Raw genomic sequence first — 18,931 nt, 5'->3', positions numbered from 1 at the left:
CGGCGGATATGAAGGTGCATTGTTTGCTGATCAGGCCAAAAGCCTGCAAAAGTGCAGGGATTTTGATCAAGTAAGTTGAATAGTGCCCAAAGCCTGCTAAAATGCAGTAATTTCTCGATATATGAGGCGGGGTAAGCTGCTAAGCAGAATAAAGATGCACTATTACAGGAATTTTACTATGATGAGCACATTAATTTGAAAAAAGATGTACTTTTGCAGGAATTTCGAATTATGCATGTGGAGCAAATTAGTAATAGAGCCGTATTCATTGATTCAAACCATATACAAAAATAACGGAGTGATTATTTGAGTAAAGCTAAAGGTAAAGGCGGCACAGGTAGAGGCACAGACAAGAAGGGCTGGAATCGCTGGCAAGCAAGCGCCAAAAGAGCCAAAAACGCTCCCAAACCTTACGTTAGTAAGGGCGTGAAAAAGGCTAAGGAAGAAGCAGCGCTTAAAGCAAAGGAAGAAGCAGCTAAAGCGGCGAAAGCAGCGGCGGATAGCGATCATTCAATTGAAAAGTAGAAGGAGACTGGAAATTTTGAGTACAGAGGAAAATGTAAACATAGAGGAACAACCTGTAACCTATGAGGATCTTAAAAAGTCAGCCAATCGAAGCGCAAACTGGCGTGAACGTCTGCAAGCTGTTGAAGAGTTAGGGCAGGAAGAGTGGAACAGCGAGCAAACGATTCAGTTGCTAACCAGAATTATGGAGAACGATAGTGTACGTCGAGTTCAGGAGGCTGCTCATCACAGTCTTAAAAATTTGGGTGAACGTGTTCAGTTGCCTGCGAAAAAGCAGGAAGAATTGGTGAAGGGACTCACGAAAACATTAGTACGTATTAAAAAGAGCTTGCCAGAAGGTCATAGCTATGAAGAGTTCAAAGAGAAATTGAAGAAGATGCGCATTGATATTTACGATACGTATGAAGGTGACAAGGGCGCAGATTTCGATACATGGCTTGAAGAAAAATGGGCTTCACTGAGAACAAGAAAATATTAATATAATGACTCGTTAAGGAGGATAAATTTCATGGCTATTCAAATTCATGTTCAGGACACACCTAACCCCAATTCAGTCAAAATTAACGCGAGCGAGACTCTTTTTGAAGGACCCAAAAGTACCTCGTTAAAAGTCGGCGACGAAACCGAACATCCATTGGCTAAGGCGCTGCTAAGTATTGAAGGCGTTGATAACATTTTTGGAATCAAGGACTTTGTCACGGTGAGCAAAAAGCCTGAGGCGGATTGGGATGACATTTTGCCACAGGTAGAGAAGGTTTTTGCGGAGTTATAGGCATAATGAAGTGAACTGACATCTATATGTGTTTGGTGTCAGTTTTTTTTATGTACATATTCTGATTTTTGAAGGTATAGGGTGAATCGAACCAGATGCTTGGTTTATCGGTCGAAATTGAATTTATGACGGATGTTTTGTAAGCTGCTAGTAGAAAATCTGTATAGGACGTGATCTTAATGATGAAGCAAGCTTTAATGATCGTTGATATGCAAGAAGCATTTTTTAATCACTCTCAAAATTTTTTGTATCAAAGTGACCTGGTAGTTAGCAACATCAATGGATTAATCGAACAGGCGCGCCAAAAGGATATCCCGGTGATCTTTATTCAACATACCACTCAAGATGAGCAGGATGAGTTCTTTGAAGGGTCAGAAGACTGGCAGCTGCATAAAAATTTATTGCGATCTCCTGCAGATAAAGTGATCCAAAAAACAAGATGGGATGCATTTTATCAAACGGAACTATTGGATTACCTGAAAGCTAACGGTATTGAACAGCTTATTATCGCTGGCGCACAGACCGAATTTTGCCTCGATACGACGATCAGAGCAGCATATAGCTTAGGTTTTCAAAATAATATATTGTATAAGAATACACAAAGCACGATCAGCAGCGCTATCCTCAAAGCCGATGAAATTATTCGTCATCATGAAGGTATTTGGAACAATCGTTTTCTTACGATTAAAGAATATGGGGAATAGGAGTATGTTTCGTTAATATAACAGCCTTGGCTCGGTATTACACCGGACTAAGGCTATTTTTGTGCTGTCTGTAACTTTATGGAAGGGTGGCTCGTTCATTTTATAAAATATTGGGAATTATTCTAAAAGAGGGAATGTTACTATGAAAAATCGAATGATTTTATTTCTGGCTGTCATTTTGCTGCTTGCAGGTTGTTCACCATCTGCTGAAACTGAATCGATTGAAGGTAAGCAGAAAATTTTATACTGGGACGACAAAATGTTTGATGATGACTATGGTTCATTTGTTTCAACGGCACTACCTGAGCTAGATTATGAGATCGTATATCTGAATGGGGGGACAACGAAGGAATTAATCGATTATGTCAAACAAAAGAATCCTGATGTCATCTTTATGAGAAATCATGACGAATATTTACAGTTCATAGAAGCAGGAATGCTGGCTGAAATAGATACCTTGATCAAAAGGGAGCATTATGATATTTCATCCATGCATCAGGGTGTTATTGATATGCTGCGAAATAATGAAGAGAAGAAGCTATACGGATTATCCCCCACATTTTCTAACATGGTACTCTTCTATAATAAGGATTTGTTTGATACATATCGGATTGATGAGCCACAGGATCAAATGACCTGGGATGAAGTATTCTCGACGGTCTCCCAGTTCCACAATGTCGAAGGTGTATATGGTTTTTCAGATGAATCTTCAGCTTATGACCTAATCGAAATTGTTGGTAAAACGTATTCTCAAAGGATAATCAGCTCAGATCATAAACAGGAGATTCAAATTTTGAAGGATGAGCCCTTTTGGAAGGGCGTATTCGAGCAGGTGAATCAAGCAGTACAGCAGCACAATCTTGCAGTTCGTGAGACAGCTGATCAATTAGATCCTGAGTTATCTAAAAAGGATTTGTTTGCAAACGGGTATTCAGCCATAACCACGGGATCTACAGATGTGATCAATAGATATAACGCTGCTGGCAAGAAATTCAATCTGGGTATAGTAACCTTGCCAGTTGACCCCAAAGATCCTGATTCTGCGTATTCGCTTCGAGCGGACACGATCTTTGGTATCAATATAAACTCGAATCGTAAACAAGAGGCTTGGGAGGTTATCAAGGTGATTAATGGAGATACCTATGCCAAAATTCGTTCGAAACATGAGAAAATACTGTATACCCGAACCGAATACTCTAAGGAAGCCAGCGGAGTCCCACTCGAACCATTCTATAAAATAACCCGTAATCAACGCATGTTTTACAGTACTGATCTGCCAACCGAAGTCAGGAGACCGTTCTATTTGATGGTGCTGAATGAGTTGAACGAGATGTTCTCAGATAATCAGTCCGTTGATCATACGATTACGAATATTAAGGAGAAGGGGGAGGCGATATTGAAGGCTGGGGGAGTGGAGATGGAGTAAGATGTTTTCTTACTCCGCTGTATATGCAGTTTTGGAAATTGGAATCCATATTTCACTTCTGTATTTTGGAGAGGACATATCTTTATGCTCGTTCCATAAAATCTCGGGACCCTTCGATATCTCGTAGCTGGAGGATGGAAACCATTCGGAATAGATGCGTCCCCAAATATTCTGCAGTGTCTCTGGAAAAGGGCCAACCGATTCGAACACAGCCCATGTGGATGCTTGAACGTCTAGTTGTGTCAAATGAGCAGGGCATTCTCTCGTAGTTGTTACACCGATAAAATGATCTAAATTTCCTTGCTCCTCCATTCTGCCTTCTGAAAAATTCGTGGATGCGCTAATGAGTCCTTTAGGCTCGACATCGGATAATTCCTTGAGGAGTGTGATGGTTTCCATATCCAGGCTGCTCCACATCTCGGCAATTACGGGGTTTACCCCATTAAACTGAATAGGCACTCGCCTTTTGATCCCTACGATATGAAAAGCCTCTTTTTCAACAATACGATAGTTCATTTCAGTTCCCCCTTGAATAGATAGTTGAAATGTCATGCGTGGAAATGATTTAAGAAATTGATTATGATGTTTAGCCTCGGATGGAGTCACTCCATGTAAACTCTGAAAAGCCCTAGTAAATGCATCGGGAGAGCTATATCCGTATTTTAGAGCCACATCAATGATCTTTACGTTGTTGCTTTGAAGCTCAAGTGCCGCGAGGGTAAGACGTCTGCGACGAATGTATTCAGACAGCGTAATACCGGACAGAAAAGAAAACATCCTTTTAAAATGGTATTCCGAGCAATAGGCCAATCTCGCGACCTCTTTATAATCAATTTCACTGTCCAGTTGTTCTTCTATATAGCTTAAGGCTTGATTCACCTTTCCAGCATATCCATCACTCCTTTCACTAAGTGTAGAATAACAGGAGTTGCGGAGATTGACCCGACTTTTTGTGCATTATTTGGGAGGTTGGTTCATTGACTATAGGATAAAGAGATAAAATGATGGGGGAAGAATGATTAGATCAAAGGATTGAATCAAATTAGAAAATTGCAGATCAGGATCGAATTGATAAATATGAAGCGGAGAGGCATTAGGAGTTTTTTCATTTGTGCTGGTTTTTGGACTTGCTTGCTAGTGTAGATGATGTAGGAAGAAGGAAATTTATTAAACTCTGCATGTAGGGTTTTGATACATAACATTCTTCTTTGTTGGTTAAATATAATATATTATTACTTTTGTCTATTACTTTTATATGTTTTGTATTAACAATATAAGAACGATGAACTTTATAAAAATATTCGGGTAAAACCTTTTGTATTTTTTTTAATGCTCCATAAAATTTTATTTGACCATCTAATGTATGAACCTTGATTCTATGATCTACATCTGTTTCAAAAAAAATTATTTCATCAGGGTTAAATTTAATAATCTTGCAACCTGTATCAACTATAATTCTATTTTCTTGAAAGACAGTAATTTTACGAAAATCATTAGTAACGGCTATTAAACAATCTGAAATTCTTTTTTTGAAATTAGGTGAATTAACTCTCCATATATAATCAATTGCTTTTATACGCTTAGAAAATAGATGCAGTTTTTATTAGTGTTTAATCTAACATCATTTATTAATAGGTCCGGATTATTAGTGTTTAACATGATATTCATTTCAAGGTAGGAGTTATGTATAATTTCATTAATTATTAGCTGCAGTTCATCTGCATTTTTGTGATCGTTTTCACAAATTATGATATTCATCATGCTTTTCCACCGTTCTTTCTATATCTTTTTATATATAATGTAAATTTTTCCTGATAATGATAGTATAATATAAATAGCGAGAGACATGCAAATAGACAATACCTTAAGGCGGGAGAACATACATGTATAAAATTATGATTGTTGAAGACAGCATACATATTAGAAATGAGCTTTCGGAATTGTTGACGAGAAATGGATATAGGGTCATAATACCGTCTGAATTCGATGAATTGCCTGGATTGGTTCAAACAACGCTGCCTCATTTGTTGCTTCTTGATATTAATCTTCCGGAAATAGATGGATATACGCTCTGTACTGAAATTCGCCGTTTTTCAAATCTTCCAATCATTTTTGTAACTAGTCGTAATTCCGATTTGGATGAGCTGATGAGCATCACTATAGGAGGAGATGATTTTGTCAGCAAGCCCTACAATAGTGCTGTACTTCTAGCAAGAATATCTGCACTTTTGAAAAGAACCTATCCGAAGTCAAATTTAGGGGAAGTGGTAATGCATAATGGAGTTGAACTACATGTGTTGTCTAGCCGTGTAGAGTATGACTCAAAGAGTGTGGATCTTACTAGAAATGAACTGAAAATACTACATTATTTAATTGCAAATAAGGGGATCATTGTTTCAAGAAGTGATATTATTGAGCACTTGTGGGATAGTGAATTGTTCGTAGATGATAATACTCTAAGTGTGAATGTTACGAGGCTACGAAGTAAGCTTGAAGGCTTGGGAGTGAATCACTTCATACAAACTAAACGTGGACAGGGGTACCAGGTATGAGAGCAGTCTCTTTCTTTCGTGACAAAATCCCTGCTATAGTATTGAATATTATCTGTTCTATCTTGTTAACATTACTATTGATGAGTATTGGTAATTCAATAGAACTTGTCAGTCTAATTTTTTTCCTTTGGCATCTAATTATGTTTTCGTTTTATGCATTTCAATACCTATCAAGAAGAAAATATTATGATAATTTATTTCATATTGTAGAGGGTTTAGAGAAAAAGCATCTAATCTCTGAGATTATAGAAATTCCCCGATACTCTGACTCATTACCTTATTATTTTCTGTTAAAAAAGGCCAGTAAATCGATGCTTGAGGAAATAACGATGATTAAAAATGACCGAAAGGAATACAAAGAATATATTGAGCAATGGGTTCATGAGATAAAGACGCCCATTTCAGCAATTAAGCTAAGTGGAGAAAATCATAAGTCAGAAAGAACACGACTTATACTCTCAGAGCTAGAGCTTATTGATCACTATGTAGAACAGGTTTTGTTTTATGCTCGCAGTGATCATATAGAAAAAGATTATTTAATTAAAGAATGTTCCTTGTCGTCCTGTGTACATGTAGTGTTAGTAAAAAACAAGCAAATGTTCATTCAAAATCGAATAAAAATACAACTTGATGGTCTTGAGAAAATGGTTTATTCAGATCATAAATGGGTTGAGTTCATCGTGAACCAATTATTAATAAATTCGATTAAGTATAGACGTAACAATTCTCCAACTATATTTATCCATGCTAAAGATCAAAAAAATGGTGTGATGCTAGTTATTGAAGATAACGGATTAGGGATTGCTAGTCATGAACTGCCACGAGTATTCGAGAAATACTTTACAGGCAGTAATGGAAGGAATCATCAGAAATCTACTGGTATCGGGCTCTATCTATGCCAACAAATGTGTGAAAAGTTAGGGTTAGTCCTTGACATCGAATCTAAAGAACAGGAATATACCAAGGTATTTGTTTTTTTCCCAAAGGGGACTTTGGTTAAATTCTCAAATTAGTGTTTGTAAGGAAGCTATTCGACTACCAATAAAAGTTGGTAATGTCGAGAGCTTCTTTTTCATTAGTGTTTGGAAAGCATACTTACGGAAATGTAAGATTAGCGTAATCTTACTTTATACAACTACAATCTAAAAAGTTTTAATGTAAGAAGTGGAGGGGATTCGTGTGAAACCAGTATTGGAATTAGTAAATATTGAGAAATATTATGGCGGAAAATCCAGTGTTACAAAAGCGATTGATGATATTAGTTTTTCGGTTGTAAATGGAGAATTCATCGGGGTTATGGGACCATCCGGTTCTGGAAAGACAACTTTGTTAAATGTGATTGCAACTATTGATCAAGTTAGTGCAGGTCATATCTATATCGATGGCCAGGATATTACGGAGATGCGTTCTAAAGAAATTGCTGCCTTTAGGCGCAAAAACTTAGGGTTTGTTTTTCAAGATTTCAATCTGCTGGATACACTTACGATTCAGGAAAACATTGCTTTAGCTTTAACAATTAATAACTATGAACCAAGCTTGATTAATGAAATGGTCTTAAAGATTGCAATTAAGCTTGGAATTGACGAGTTGTTAAACAAATATCCTTATGAAGTTTCAGGCGGACAAAAACAGCGAGTAGCTTGTGCCAGAGCTGTTGTCACAACACCTAAGCTAATTCTTGCTGACGAGCCTACTGGTGCGCTAGATTCAAAATCCGCCCAAATGCTGCTGGAAACCATATCTGATTTGAATAAAACATTGGAAACCACGATACTGATGGTTACACATGATGCGTTTGCTGCAAGTTATTGTAAACGAATTTTATTTATTAAGGATGGCACTATGTTCACTGAGATGATTAAAGGTGATCAAACCCGTAAACAGTTTTTCAATCAAATTTTGGATACGATAGCCTTACTTGGAGGTGATGTAGGAGGTGTACGCTAAATTATCTTTTCGGAATGCAAAACGATCCATCATGGACTACTTAATTTATTTTGTAACCTTGACTTTGTCTGTGAGTTTTTTTTATGCATTTAGCTCTTTATCCAGCAGGTGGTATGAATTGACTACGAATGATAAATATAATCTTGAGAATTTCTACACCTATATAAATTATGCAACCTATCTTATTTCAGGCATTCTAATTTTTCTAGTATATCAAGTTAACAAATATATGATTAAAAGAAGAAAAAGAGAGTTTGCTACTTATATTTTATTGGGCATTGAACAGAGAAAGGTAGCAGTCATGTTCTTTATTGAAACATTAATTATGTTATTGTGCTCAGTTGTAATGGGGATTTTTCTAGGTAGTTTAATTACACAAGCACTAACGGCCTTAATCCTGACTACTATTGATAGCAACATCGTTTTTGGTTTCAGGTTCTATCCTGATACGATATTGTCGACGTTTATTTTCTTTCTAACCATTATTGTCTTCATCGGGTTGTTTAACATGAAACACTTGTCAAAGATTAAACTAATCGACATGTTCAATGATGAGAAGAAGACTGAAATTCAGTTTGTAAGAGGTAAATGGTTTTATGTGGTGATCGCCATGGTATCTTTAGCATGCTTTGTATTCGCCTTTTTTAATTTAGAGAGGTATATCGAAATCCAACATCTCTTAACCGTGGATGTGTCCATTAAAAACCAAATTTTACTTCAGACTATAGTAGCTGGCGTTTTAGGAACGTATGCTCTGTTCTATTCTTTTGCGTATATTATGATTCTTATTAAGGATAAACTTATCCGATTAAAATATAAGCATACAAATTTGTTTTTGTTAGGTAGCGTGCTTTCTAAAATGAATACAACATCAATGATGATGGCTACAGTTACACTAACGTTGCTTGGTTCCATAATTTGTTTTGTCATTAGCCCTGTACTCTCTGAATGGGCAAAAGGTTATCTTGCATATCGGAGTGTTTTTGATGTTCAAATTAATAACGTATATAACTCCATTTCAGAGAAGGGGGATCTTCCTCAAATTGATTATGCAGAAGTGTATAAATATATCAATGACAGTGAATTTAATGTCAAGGAGTATGTCTCTGTTGAAATGTACTTTTTAAGTGAGGAAGATTTTTATAAGAGACGAAAAACTAACTTTCCTGCTCTTGCCATTTCATTAAGTGACTTTAATCAACTTAGAAAAATGGCAGGTTACGATCCAATCAGTATAGAAGAAGATGAGTTTGCGATGCAATGGGATGAAAAAATTCCAGACCGTGATATAAGAAAATTTATTGAGGATAATCCCAGTATCCAAACGGACATCCAATCGTTACAAACCAATGTTAACCAGTATTATACCGAAACACTTGGAGAGACTGTGTTTAATGACTATAGTGACTACACGATAGTACTGCCTGACAAGGCTTGTGAAAAATTGCTTCTTGCAAATATAAATTTTTACGCTAATACCACTAAAGAATTAAGCTACTCATTTGCTTCAACGATTGATCCTTTTGTTGAGTCGTGGTTTAAGGAAGAGTATTCAACCTTATACATGAAATACCAAGATGATCCTGAATTTAAAGATTTTGTTTCAACAAGGACGAAAACAGAACAAATGAATGATGGAAATACCAGTTCACTTTTAATAAGAGTTATTGGATTATATGGTGGAACTATCTTGTTAATTATTTGCTTGACTCTTCTTGCATTACAGCAACTATCAGATTCTTTGGAGCATAGAACTAGATATGATATTTTGCAGAAACTTGGTGTGGATCGCAAGGCAATGAACGGTCTTATTTTTAAACAAATTGGTATTTACTTCAGTATTCCTTTTATAACAGCGTTGTTTGCTTTTTCGATATTTCTATATCAATTTTCCATAAATAAAGCTAACGAAATAAAAGCCTACGTGGGAACCAAGCTTTTTGTATTCAACATATTGATTACACTCATCATGATTGTTGGTATTTATTTATGTTATTTTGCATCAACAATAATCAGCTTTAAGAGAAATCTAAGGACTAAATAAACATTTGAGTATCCTAAGAAGTCAAATTTTAAGATTTATTTAACAAAAAAATCATTTAAAGGAAAAATAAGGTCTATTTAGGGAAAAAATGTTGTTTTTATTTATGATATATACTACCCTTAAAGTACGGAAATAACTTAGAAATGTGATAGTGGTAATTTTCACATGCTGGTTTATTTACAAGTTATTTCCTGATTCATATGAAATCTATTATCTAATGAGAGGAGGGAATAGTATGTTTGAGCAAATTAATCATATTTCCGTATCAAATGGTTCAGTAGAACCACAGGGTGTTTGTCTTTTCTGTGATAAGGGAGACAATGACTGTATCATTTGTGACGGTGGAAAAGCAGATTTTGTAACACCATAGCACATTGAAATTAAGGCTCTTATTAAAGAATGCTTTGTTTTATATTTAGTGCATTCTACTTTAAGAGCCTTAATTATTTTTTGAGAGAGGGGATATGAAGATGAATGAGGTATCTTCAGAAAACTTAAACTTTTATCCATATAAAATATTTGAGGATCAGGGGGAACTATATTTATATACAGTAAACCAAAGTGGATTATTTAAGATTGATAATAAAACCATTGCAATTTTAAACCAAGATAGGAAGGAATACACCGAAGCGTTTGATAATGTATCTTCGCTATTGGATAAACAAGAATTTGATGAACTGCTTCAAAAAATGAAAGATGTTAAATTTATCGAATCTCCTGAAAATGATAATTTGATTAAAACGCAGTTACACAAAGAAATAGAGAAAGAAATATCATCTCTAACGTTAATGATTGTTCAAGAGTGTAATATGAAATGTAGTTATTGTTACGGTGAAGGGGGAGAATATTATGATAAAGGTAAGATGAGTTTGGAAACTGCAATCCAATCAATTGAATATTTGATTACAAATTCGAAATCAGAAAAACTTCTAATATGCCTTTTTGGAGGAGAACCATTGTTAAATTTTGACTTATTCAAAGCAATTATCTCTTATTGTAGAAGTAGAGAGGAACAAACAGGAAAGACTTTCAGTTTCACAACTACCACTAATGGTACTTTACTTACTAAAGAGATTGAAGAATATTTAGTCAATAATAAAGTTACAGTTCAGATTAGCGTGGATGGAGATCAAAATACGCATAACAGTAATCGATATTTTGACAACAAAATTGGATCATATGAAATAATTATAAGAAGAACAAAAAATATGCGGCAAAAAGGATTATTGACTGCTAGAGCTACGATAACAAATAAACAGTTTGATCTAGTAGAGACTTTTAATCATTTACATGAGCTAGGTTTTAGGGCTATTCCCATGTCACCTGCATTTAATTTATTATCTGATGATGATTACAAGACTTTAACGGCAGAATATTATAGATTAATTGATCACTTCGAACATCTAATAAAGGAAAATGATTATGTGAAGTATTCAAAATTATCGATACTTAATGGTTTTATGCATAGAATCAACAAAGGATATGTTAGAAGTCTTCCTTGCGGGGTTGGACGAAGTATGTATGCAATTGATATCAATGGAGATATCTATCCATGTCATCGATTTGTATCTAATAAAGAATATATATTGGGAAATGTTTACACATCGGTGAGTAGAAGAGAGGCATTTCTTGAAGAAATAAACGTGGACAACCATAAAAAATGTGGTAATTGTTGGGCACGTAATTTGTGTATCGGAGGGTGTCCAAACGAAAATCTGATGAGCACTGGAAGCGTTGGTGAAATGACAGAAAATATTTGTGAATTAACAAGAAACATCTACGAAAAACTAATAAAAGTATATTTGAGGCTCACCAATGAAGAGAAAGAAAGATTGTTTAATACTAAAAACAATTTGACAGTAGTTAGCAAGGTTTGAACTCTCCCATAAAGGTTGAACTAAGGGGAAGAAGGAGCCCGATGTGAATATAGTTCGAGAGTTAATCTATATTACTAGATATATTTTCGTGAGTGCCTATAAGCATGGAAGTAAATTTCTTGTTTATTATACTTTATTTTCAATTACGACCAGTCTCTTACCTTTTGTATTTATTATTATGCCTAAATTATTAATCGAAGAATTGATGACAACATGTAGAGCGAGCCATTTACTATTAATAATCGGTATATCGAGTTTAATATATACCTTAATTATTATGCTTAAAAACTATTTTAATGCAAAATCTGTTCCTTGTTTTGTTAGTTTTAGATACGAACTTACTATGAAACATTGGGAAAAAACTATGCAGAAGGAATTTGAAAGCCTTGAAGATTCTGAAAATCTTGATCTAAATAACAGAGCCTTGAGAGCGGTTGCAAGTACGGGTCAAGGCTTTGAGGCTGTATTAAAAAAACATTTCGAGTTACTTTCAAATATTTTAAGTATTTTGGGTTATGGTTTGATATTATCCAAACTTAATTTTTTTGTGATAATCCTCATCTTTCTTATTTTGAGTTTAAATTTTTTTGTTGATTTTCGTGCAAAACAATACGATCAAAAGTTGAATGTAGCACTATCATCTACACAAAGAAAAGAAAAATATATGAAAAATATAATGAATGACTTTACTTATGCCAAGGATATTCGATTGTATGATATGGCAAAGTGGATTCGATGTGAATACGAAACCATATGTAATAAGATTGTCAGCGTTCAATCCCAGATTATGAGGAGATATTTAGTCTCAAGTATTTTTACAATAGTAACAAATTCCATTCAACTGGCAATTATTAACGGATATTTAATTTATAGAGTCATTGTGAAGTCAATTATGATCGCTGATTTAGTAATGTTTTTCTCAACAATTAACCGACTTATTGAAAGTTTAGGACGATGTATACAAATTGTCACGGAGATTTTAAAAGAGTTCATGATTATCAAGGATTATAAATTATATATGGATACTAATCCAATAGAAGAGAACAAACTTTCCCTAGATACGAAGATAATTAGCAACATCAAATTTGAAAATGTATTCTACAAGTATCCTAATTCAAACCAAAATATTTTAGAAAATATATCTACCATTATAGAAAAAGGGAAGCGTATTGCTATTGTTGGACCAAATGGATCAGGAAAAACAACCTTTATCAAATTGCTGCTCAAATTGTATGGAGTAACGGATGGAGCGATATATTTAGACGGGAAAAATATACAAGAATTCATTCCCGATACGTATTTCGCTTTGTTCTCCGTGGTGTTTCAAGACGTAAAAGTTTTGGCCTTTTCCATATGGGAGAATGTTTCTCTCCAAGAATTAAATATAGAAGATAAAGCTAAAGTTATAGATTCGATTTTTAAAGCGGGCTTGGAAAACAAAATAAAGAGTCTCCCCAATGGGGTTTATACAAACTTGCTTAAAATTTTTGATGAGAACGGTATAGATCTGTCAGGCGGCGAGAAGCAAAAGCTGGCGATTGCGCGAGCGTTGTATAAAGATGCTCCTATTGTCATTTTGGACGAACCAACGGCTGCACTTGACCCTTTAGCAGAGCACGAGATTTATAGCAATTTTAATACAGTTGCCAACAATAAAACAGCAATATATGTTTCACATAGGTTATCTAGTACAAGATTTTGTGACTCGATTATTGTATTTGATAAAGGGACTATAGTTGAATGTGGTACGCATAGTGATCTGCTTGAAAGGAATGGACTCTATGCCAACATGTTCAGAATGCAAGCACAGTATTTTATTTAGAAATATGATCTGACTTAGCTTTTTTAAGAGGTGATAGATCCATGAACAAACTTAAACATAAGAAAAGCATTAAGTCACTTTTATTCTTATTAAGTACCATAAAAAAGAATTCCGCATTTATATTTGTGGTTATATTTCTTGTAACTTTAACAGATTCAATGTTGCAATTTATCCCGATTCTATTTCCTCAACTTATTATTGATGAACTACTTGGCGAGGGTAAAGTTCCTTTATTAATAAAATACGTATTAGGGGCAGCTTTATTGAGTATAGTTCTTCATGTGGCAAAATCAGGTCTTAATTACTATATTGAAACAAGAGCAATAAAAATCAATAAGGACTTTAATGTGGTCATTGGAAATAAAACGATGAAAATGGATTATGAATATACAGAAAACCCAAATATATTGGATAAAAAAGAAAAGGCAGATCAAAGTTTTGCAGTGTCCGGGGGAATGCCTAGTATCATTAACAATATGATCGGTATAGTAACATCTTTGATGACTATCATAGGGCTAAGTTACATTATCTCAAGTCTCAACGGTTTTATTATAATTATTATACTATTCATAATATTGTTAAATAGCTTGCTGCAAAAGAAAATAAAACATATTCAATATACATATTGGAATAAACTTGTGCCAATAAACAGAGAGTATAGTTATTTTTTTAGAACGATCCTTGATTTCAACTTTGGTAAAGATATTAGACTTTATAATATGAAAAATTTACTTTTGAAAAAAAGTAAAGAGAACATCGAAAAGAATAAAAAAAATATGACTGAACAAACGAATAAAAAGTCGAAGTTAACCGCGCTTATTGAACTGATCATTCTTGTCCAGCAAGTTGGCATCTACGGCTTTATGGTTTTTAAAGTAATTAATCTCAGTATTAGTATAGGTGCATTCACTATGTATGTATCAGCTATCTATAAGTTAAGTCAAAATATAAGTACATTAATAGGATACATCATCGATTTAAACCAAAGTTTAATATACATTAACTCTTATGTAGAATTTATAAATTTACCTAGTGAGAAATCGAGAAATAACAATAAAACTACCCATAGTGATCAATATGAAATTAAGTTTGATAATGTATCTTTTAAGTATCCTAATGATGAAAAATATACATTAAAGAACATAAACATGATAATTAGACATGGCCAGCGTTTATCTATTGTCGGAGCTAACGGTGCTGGCAAGACGACATTAATTAAGCTCATGACTAGAATGTATGAACCAACAGAGGGGGGGATTTTTCTTAATGGTACGAATATCAAGGATTACGACTATGAAGAATATTTAACGCTATTCTCTGTGGTATTTCAAGATTTCAGATTTTTGGCTACATCAATTAAAGCTAATGTAACTATAGGAAGAGAAAATGAAAAAAATGTGGAAATATTTAATGTATTAGATAAGACAGGAATATTAGACAAGGTTAGAAAAATGCCCTATGAACTGGAGACATCTTTGTACAAATTATTTGATTCAGAAGGGATTGAACTATCTGGAGGGGAACTTCAAAAGTTAGCTATCGCAAGGGCATTGTACAAAAATGCACCCATCGTCATTCTTGATGAGCCTACAGCAGCTCTTGACCCTATTTCAGAATATGACATATATACTCGATTTAATGATTTGACTGAAAATAAAACTACAATATATATATCGCATAGGTTGTCCAGTTGTAGAATTTGTGACTTAATCGCTGTTTTCAAAAATGGTCACTTGGTTGAGCTAGGCGATCATGACGAACTAATGAAAAATCAATTTGGAGACTATAAAAAGATGTTTGATACACAAGCTGAGTACTATGTCGCTCCTGATAGAAATAAAGGTGTAACTGTCCCATAGTCTCGCCGAATCTAAGTAGAAAATGACCTCACAGGCATGAGGTCATTTTCTTTAGGTTCTTAGTACTTACAATCGATGGCTTGAAGTAAGTATTAATTCGGTAGAAGAGGATCTATCCTATTTCTGTCGAATATTGTAAAAGAGAGTAGGTAAAAAGACATATCACTTATTTAAACGAGGTATTCCATATGGAACAAGGACTATATGAACAGATCATTAACAATATAACTTCGCAGCAGCTCGATGAACTTGATCCGGAAATGTATGACGTCGGGAAAGAAAAGCTGGATGCGGAGGAAGCGCGGAAGCTGTTATCCACTTACCTGGCGGCGGTGACGCGTCGGGCCTTGAAGGTTGTACGGGAGCAGAGTGAGGATCATGAGGCCGTACTGGCTCAGGTGAGAACATGCAATGAGATCATGGGGGCGCTTAAAGATACGTTAGGCGAGGACGAGTATAACGAGCTTCGACTGGATGAGCAGGGAGAAGTGCTGACCTACGTCTATTCCAAGCTGAATCATATTCGCGGCCTGAAAGAGCAGAAGGTGCTAAGACCTGCCACACCGTTATCGCAAAGTTCACTGTTCACGGGCTCACATGCGGAGCCGAATATGATGCATGAGTTACAGCGTGAGATCGTGACGTCAGATGAGATCGATTTGCTGGTTTCCTTCATTAAATGGAGCGGAATTCGTTGTCTGATGGAGCAATTGCAGGAGTTTACGGCAGGAGGCGGACGACTGCGCGTGATCACGACTACATACATGGAGGCGACGGACTATAAGGCCGTCGTGGAGCTGAGTAAGCTTCCGAATACCTGCATCCAAATTTCCTATGACACGGACAAGACCAGATTACACGCCAAAGCATATATTTTCAAAAGGAATACAGGTTTTACGACGGCTTATGTTGGGTCCTCAAATTTGTCCAATCCAGCGCTAACTAGCGGGCTTGAATGGAATGTGAAGGTGACGGAGAAGGATTCCTATGATGTGCTGAAGAAGATCGAGGCGACCTTTGAGAGCTATTGGAATGATCGGGAGTTTAAGCCGTTCGAGCCTGAAAATGAGACTCATGAGGTTCAGCTTAAGGAAGCGTTGAATCGAAAAAAGGAGCAGTCTTCACTGCAGGTTCATTTTGAGCTAACACCTTTTGATTATCAGCGGGAGGTATTGGAGAAACTTGAAGCCCAGCGGACGTTGTTCGGTCGGTACAAAAATTTGCTGGTAGCTGCGACAGGAGTAGGGAAGACGGTTATCTCCGCTTTTGATTATAAAAGATTCTGTAAAAGCCATCCGGGAGCAAAGCTGCTATTCGTTGCCCATCGGGAGGAGATTTTACAGCAAAGCAGAGATACGTTTCGTGTCATTATGCAGGATTGGAACTTTGGCGAGCTACATGTTGGCGTACATCAGGCAGATGCGCTGGATCATTTGTTTATTAGTATTCAAAGCTTTAATTCACTAAAATTGACGGAACGAACATCGAGCGATTTCTACGATTATATCATTGTGGATGAGTTCCACCATGCGGCTGCACCATCGTATCAGAAGCTCTTAACCTACTATAAACCGGAGATTTTGCTTGGCTTAACAGCTACACCGGAACGGATGGATGGGAGAGACATTGTTGGATATTTCGACGGACATATTGCTGCGGAAATTCGGCTAACAGATGCGATTGATCGAAAGCTGCTGTGTCCTTTTCAGTATTTTGGCGTTACAGATACTACGGATTTGTCGCAGGTAAAATGGTCTCGCAAAGGCTATGACTTAGGCGAGCTAGAGAAGCTATATACGCATAATAAAATTAGAACAACGCAAATCATGAACAGTCTAAGGAAATATGTCACGGATTTGGAAGAGGTCAAAGGACTTGGATTTTGTGTCAGTGTTGAACATGCGCTGTATATGGCAAAAGTATTTAATGAAACGGGTATTCCATCGCTTGCTTTACATGGGAATACAGGAGATCAGGAACGCAAGCAGGCGAAGGGACTACTCGTTAGCGGCGAAATCAAAATGATCTTTGTTGTCGATTTGTATAACGAAGGTGTGGATATTCCAGAGGTCAATACGATTCTGTTCCTGCGTCCGACGGAGAGCTTAACCGTCTTCCTGCAGCAGCTTGGTCGGGGATTGAGACTTGCTGAAGGTAAGGAATGCCTTACTGTACTGGATTTTATCGGACAGGCTCACAAGGAATACAATTTTCAAGATAAATTCAGGGCGTTGCTCGGCAGAACCAAGCATTCCGTGAAACACTACGTAGAACAGGGATTCTCTAGTCTACCACGCGGAACGTTCATTCAATTAGAAAAGCAGGCGAAGGATTACATTCTGGGCAGCCTGAAACAAGCAACGAACAACAAGGCTAGTCTGATCAACAGAATGAAGTATTTTACACAGGATACAGGTCAGGACCTTACTTTAGATAACTTTGTGCAGTATTACGGAATGTCGCTGTATGAGGTATATGGGGGACGCAGCGGTAAACGTTTCTTCCGTGGACTTATGGTTGAGGCCGAAGTGCTAGAGCCATTTGAGTTCGAGCAGCAAGAGGAATATGTGAAGCGGATACCTGCTCTTTTAAACATTAATTCCCGAGCATGGCTGAAGTTTTTACTATCATATATAAAAAATGAGGTAAAGCCGCAAAATGATGAAGAATGCCGTATGTTAGCTATGTTCTACTATACATTCTACAGGTCAGCTCCTGAGAAGAACGGATTCGAGAGTATAGAGGATGGTGTAGCTCGGATTATGACATATCCTCAGTTCCGTGAGGAAATTGTAGACATTTTTAAATACAACGCTGCCCATCTCGATTTTGTAGACAAAAAGAATGAGTTTCCTTTTACCTGTCCCATCGATCTTCATTGTAGCTATACGATGGATCAGGTATTAGCTGGGTTTGGTTATTGGAATGAGGAGCAGGCTCCAACCTTCCGTGAAGGGGTTAAGTATTTTGAGGCAGAGAAGACGGACATTTTCTTTATCACTTTGAATAAATCGGATAAAGATTTCTCTCCTTCAACCTTGTATGAAGATTATGCCATTAATGAAGTTCTGTTCCATTGGCAGCCCCAAAGTCGTGTAACCGAAAATACTAAGACAGCACAGCGCTATATCCACCACCGCACAACAGGTAATCGGATTGCGTTGTTTGTTCGGGAATATAAAGAGCAGAACGGGTATACCTCACCGTTTGTCTACTTGGGTGAAGCTGACTATGTCAGTCATACGGGCGGGAAACCGATGAACTTTGTGTGGCAATTGCGTGAAGCGATGCCGCCACAGATGGTGGCGACGGCGAATAAGTGTATTGTGTAGGGGGAGAAGAAAGCATTACATTTGGTAAAGTATAATGTATTTAGTGATGGGAGGTGGTGCTTTCTATGAGT

Annotated in this window: 16 protein-coding genes; 14 read left to right on the top strand and 2 right to left on the bottom strand. The window is 36.3% G+C overall.

Going from position 1 to position 18,931, the window contains the following annotated elements; translation table 11 throughout:
- The first annotated feature begins 306 nt into the window (after nucleotides 1-306).
- From BLS49_RS09775 to BLS49_RS09755, 5 genes are all read left to right on the top strand, one after another.
- The gene (locus BLS49_RS09775; RefSeq protein ID WP_091229091.1) at nucleotides 307-525 is read left to right on the top strand and encodes a DUF3934 family protein; all 219 of its coding nucleotides are present in this window, start codon (nucleotides 307-309) and stop codon (nucleotides 523-525) included.
- Between the two features lie 16 nt (nucleotides 526-541).
- A complete protein-coding gene (locus BLS49_RS09770) occupies nucleotides 542-1,003 on the top strand; it encodes a HEAT repeat domain-containing protein (protein ID WP_091229088.1) in 462 nt (153 codons plus the stop codon).
- Nucleotides 1,004-1,033: 30 nt separating this feature from the next.
- Nucleotides 1,034-1,297: a NifU N-terminal domain-containing protein gene (locus BLS49_RS09765; protein ID WP_091229086.1), complete on the top strand. Its 264-nt coding sequence runs from the start codon at nucleotides 1,034-1,036 to the stop codon at nucleotides 1,295-1,297.
- A 182-nt stretch (nucleotides 1,298-1,479) separates the two neighbouring features.
- Nucleotides 1,480-2,001: a cysteine hydrolase family protein gene (locus BLS49_RS09760; protein ID WP_091229270.1), complete on the top strand. Its 522-nt coding sequence runs from the start codon at nucleotides 1,480-1,482 to the stop codon at nucleotides 1,999-2,001.
- Between the two features lie 142 nt (nucleotides 2,002-2,143).
- The gene (locus BLS49_RS09755; RefSeq protein ID WP_091229083.1) at nucleotides 2,144-3,427 is read left to right on the top strand and encodes an ABC transporter substrate-binding protein; all 1,284 of its coding nucleotides are present in this window, start codon (nucleotides 2,144-2,146) and stop codon (nucleotides 3,425-3,427) included.
- A gap of 9 nt (nucleotides 3,428-3,436) precedes the next feature.
- Here BLS49_RS09755 and BLS49_RS09750 read toward each other — a convergent pair whose 3' ends face one another.
- Entirely contained in the window at nucleotides 3,437-4,306 is an 870-nt protein-coding gene (locus BLS49_RS09750) for an AraC family transcriptional regulator (protein WP_091229080.1), read from the bottom strand.
- Between the two features lie 226 nt (nucleotides 4,307-4,532).
- On the bottom strand, nucleotides 4,533-4,856 hold the full coding sequence (locus BLS49_RS25765) for a LytTR family DNA-binding domain-containing protein (protein WP_425432137.1): 324 nt from the start codon (nucleotides 4,854-4,856) through the stop codon (nucleotides 4,533-4,535).
- Between the two features lie 454 nt (nucleotides 4,857-5,310).
- On the opposite strand from BLS49_RS25765, the gene BLS49_RS09735 reads away from it, so the two are divergent.
- From BLS49_RS09735 to BLS49_RS09700, 9 genes are all read left to right on the top strand, one after another.
- Nucleotides 5,311-5,979, top strand: a complete 669-nt coding sequence (locus BLS49_RS09735; protein WP_091229075.1) for a response regulator transcription factor — start codon at nucleotides 5,311-5,313, stop codon at nucleotides 5,977-5,979.
- Nucleotides 5,976-6,992, top strand: a complete 1,017-nt coding sequence (locus BLS49_RS09730; protein WP_091229069.1) for a sensor histidine kinase — start codon at nucleotides 5,976-5,978, stop codon at nucleotides 6,990-6,992. The genes BLS49_RS09735 and BLS49_RS09730 overlap by 4 nt, the downstream gene beginning before the upstream one ends.
- A gap of 166 nt (nucleotides 6,993-7,158) precedes the next feature.
- Nucleotides 7,159-7,926, top strand: coding sequence for an ABC transporter ATP-binding protein (locus BLS49_RS09725; RefSeq protein ID WP_091229065.1), 768 nt, complete (start codon nucleotides 7,159-7,161; stop codon nucleotides 7,924-7,926).
- Nucleotides 7,927-8,044: 118 nt separating this feature from the next.
- Entirely contained in the window at nucleotides 8,045-9,970 is a 1,926-nt protein-coding gene (locus BLS49_RS09720) for an ABC transporter permease (protein WP_175471361.1), read from the top strand.
- Nucleotides 9,971-10,205: 235 nt separating this feature from the next.
- A complete protein-coding gene (locus BLS49_RS25515; protein ID WP_281243721.1) occupies nucleotides 10,206-10,340 on the top strand; it encodes a hypothetical protein in 135 nt (44 codons plus the stop codon).
- Nucleotides 10,341-10,440: 100 nt separating this feature from the next.
- Entirely contained in the window at nucleotides 10,441-11,847 is a 1,407-nt protein-coding gene (gene papB / locus BLS49_RS09715) for a PapB family radical SAM/SPASM ranthipeptide maturase (RefSeq protein WP_175471360.1), read from the top strand.
- Nucleotides 11,848-11,890: 43 nt separating this feature from the next.
- Nucleotides 11,891-13,669: an ABC transporter ATP-binding protein gene (locus tag BLS49_RS09710; protein ID WP_091229053.1), complete on the top strand. Its 1,779-nt coding sequence runs from the start codon at nucleotides 11,891-11,893 to the stop codon at nucleotides 13,667-13,669.
- A 41-nt stretch (nucleotides 13,670-13,710) separates the two neighbouring features.
- Nucleotides 13,711-15,528 carry an ABC transporter ATP-binding protein gene (locus BLS49_RS09705; protein ID WP_091229050.1) on the top strand — a complete coding sequence of 606 codons (1,818 nt, stop codon included), beginning with the start codon at nucleotides 13,711-13,713 and terminating at the stop codon, nucleotides 15,526-15,528.
- A gap of 188 nt (nucleotides 15,529-15,716) precedes the next feature.
- Nucleotides 15,717-18,860 (top strand): DEAD/DEAH box helicase, encoded by a 3,144-nt coding sequence (locus BLS49_RS09700; RefSeq protein ID WP_091229045.1) that lies wholly within the window; start codon nucleotides 15,717-15,719, stop codon nucleotides 18,858-18,860.
- Nucleotides 18,861-18,931: the final 71 nt, after the last annotated feature.

This window comes from Fontibacillus panacisegetis (assembly GCF_900102215.1).
Lineage (GTDB): Bacteria > Bacillota > Bacilli > Paenibacillales > Paenibacillaceae > Fontibacillus > Fontibacillus panacisegetis.
This window is presented reverse-complemented; position numbering and strand designations above follow the sequence as displayed.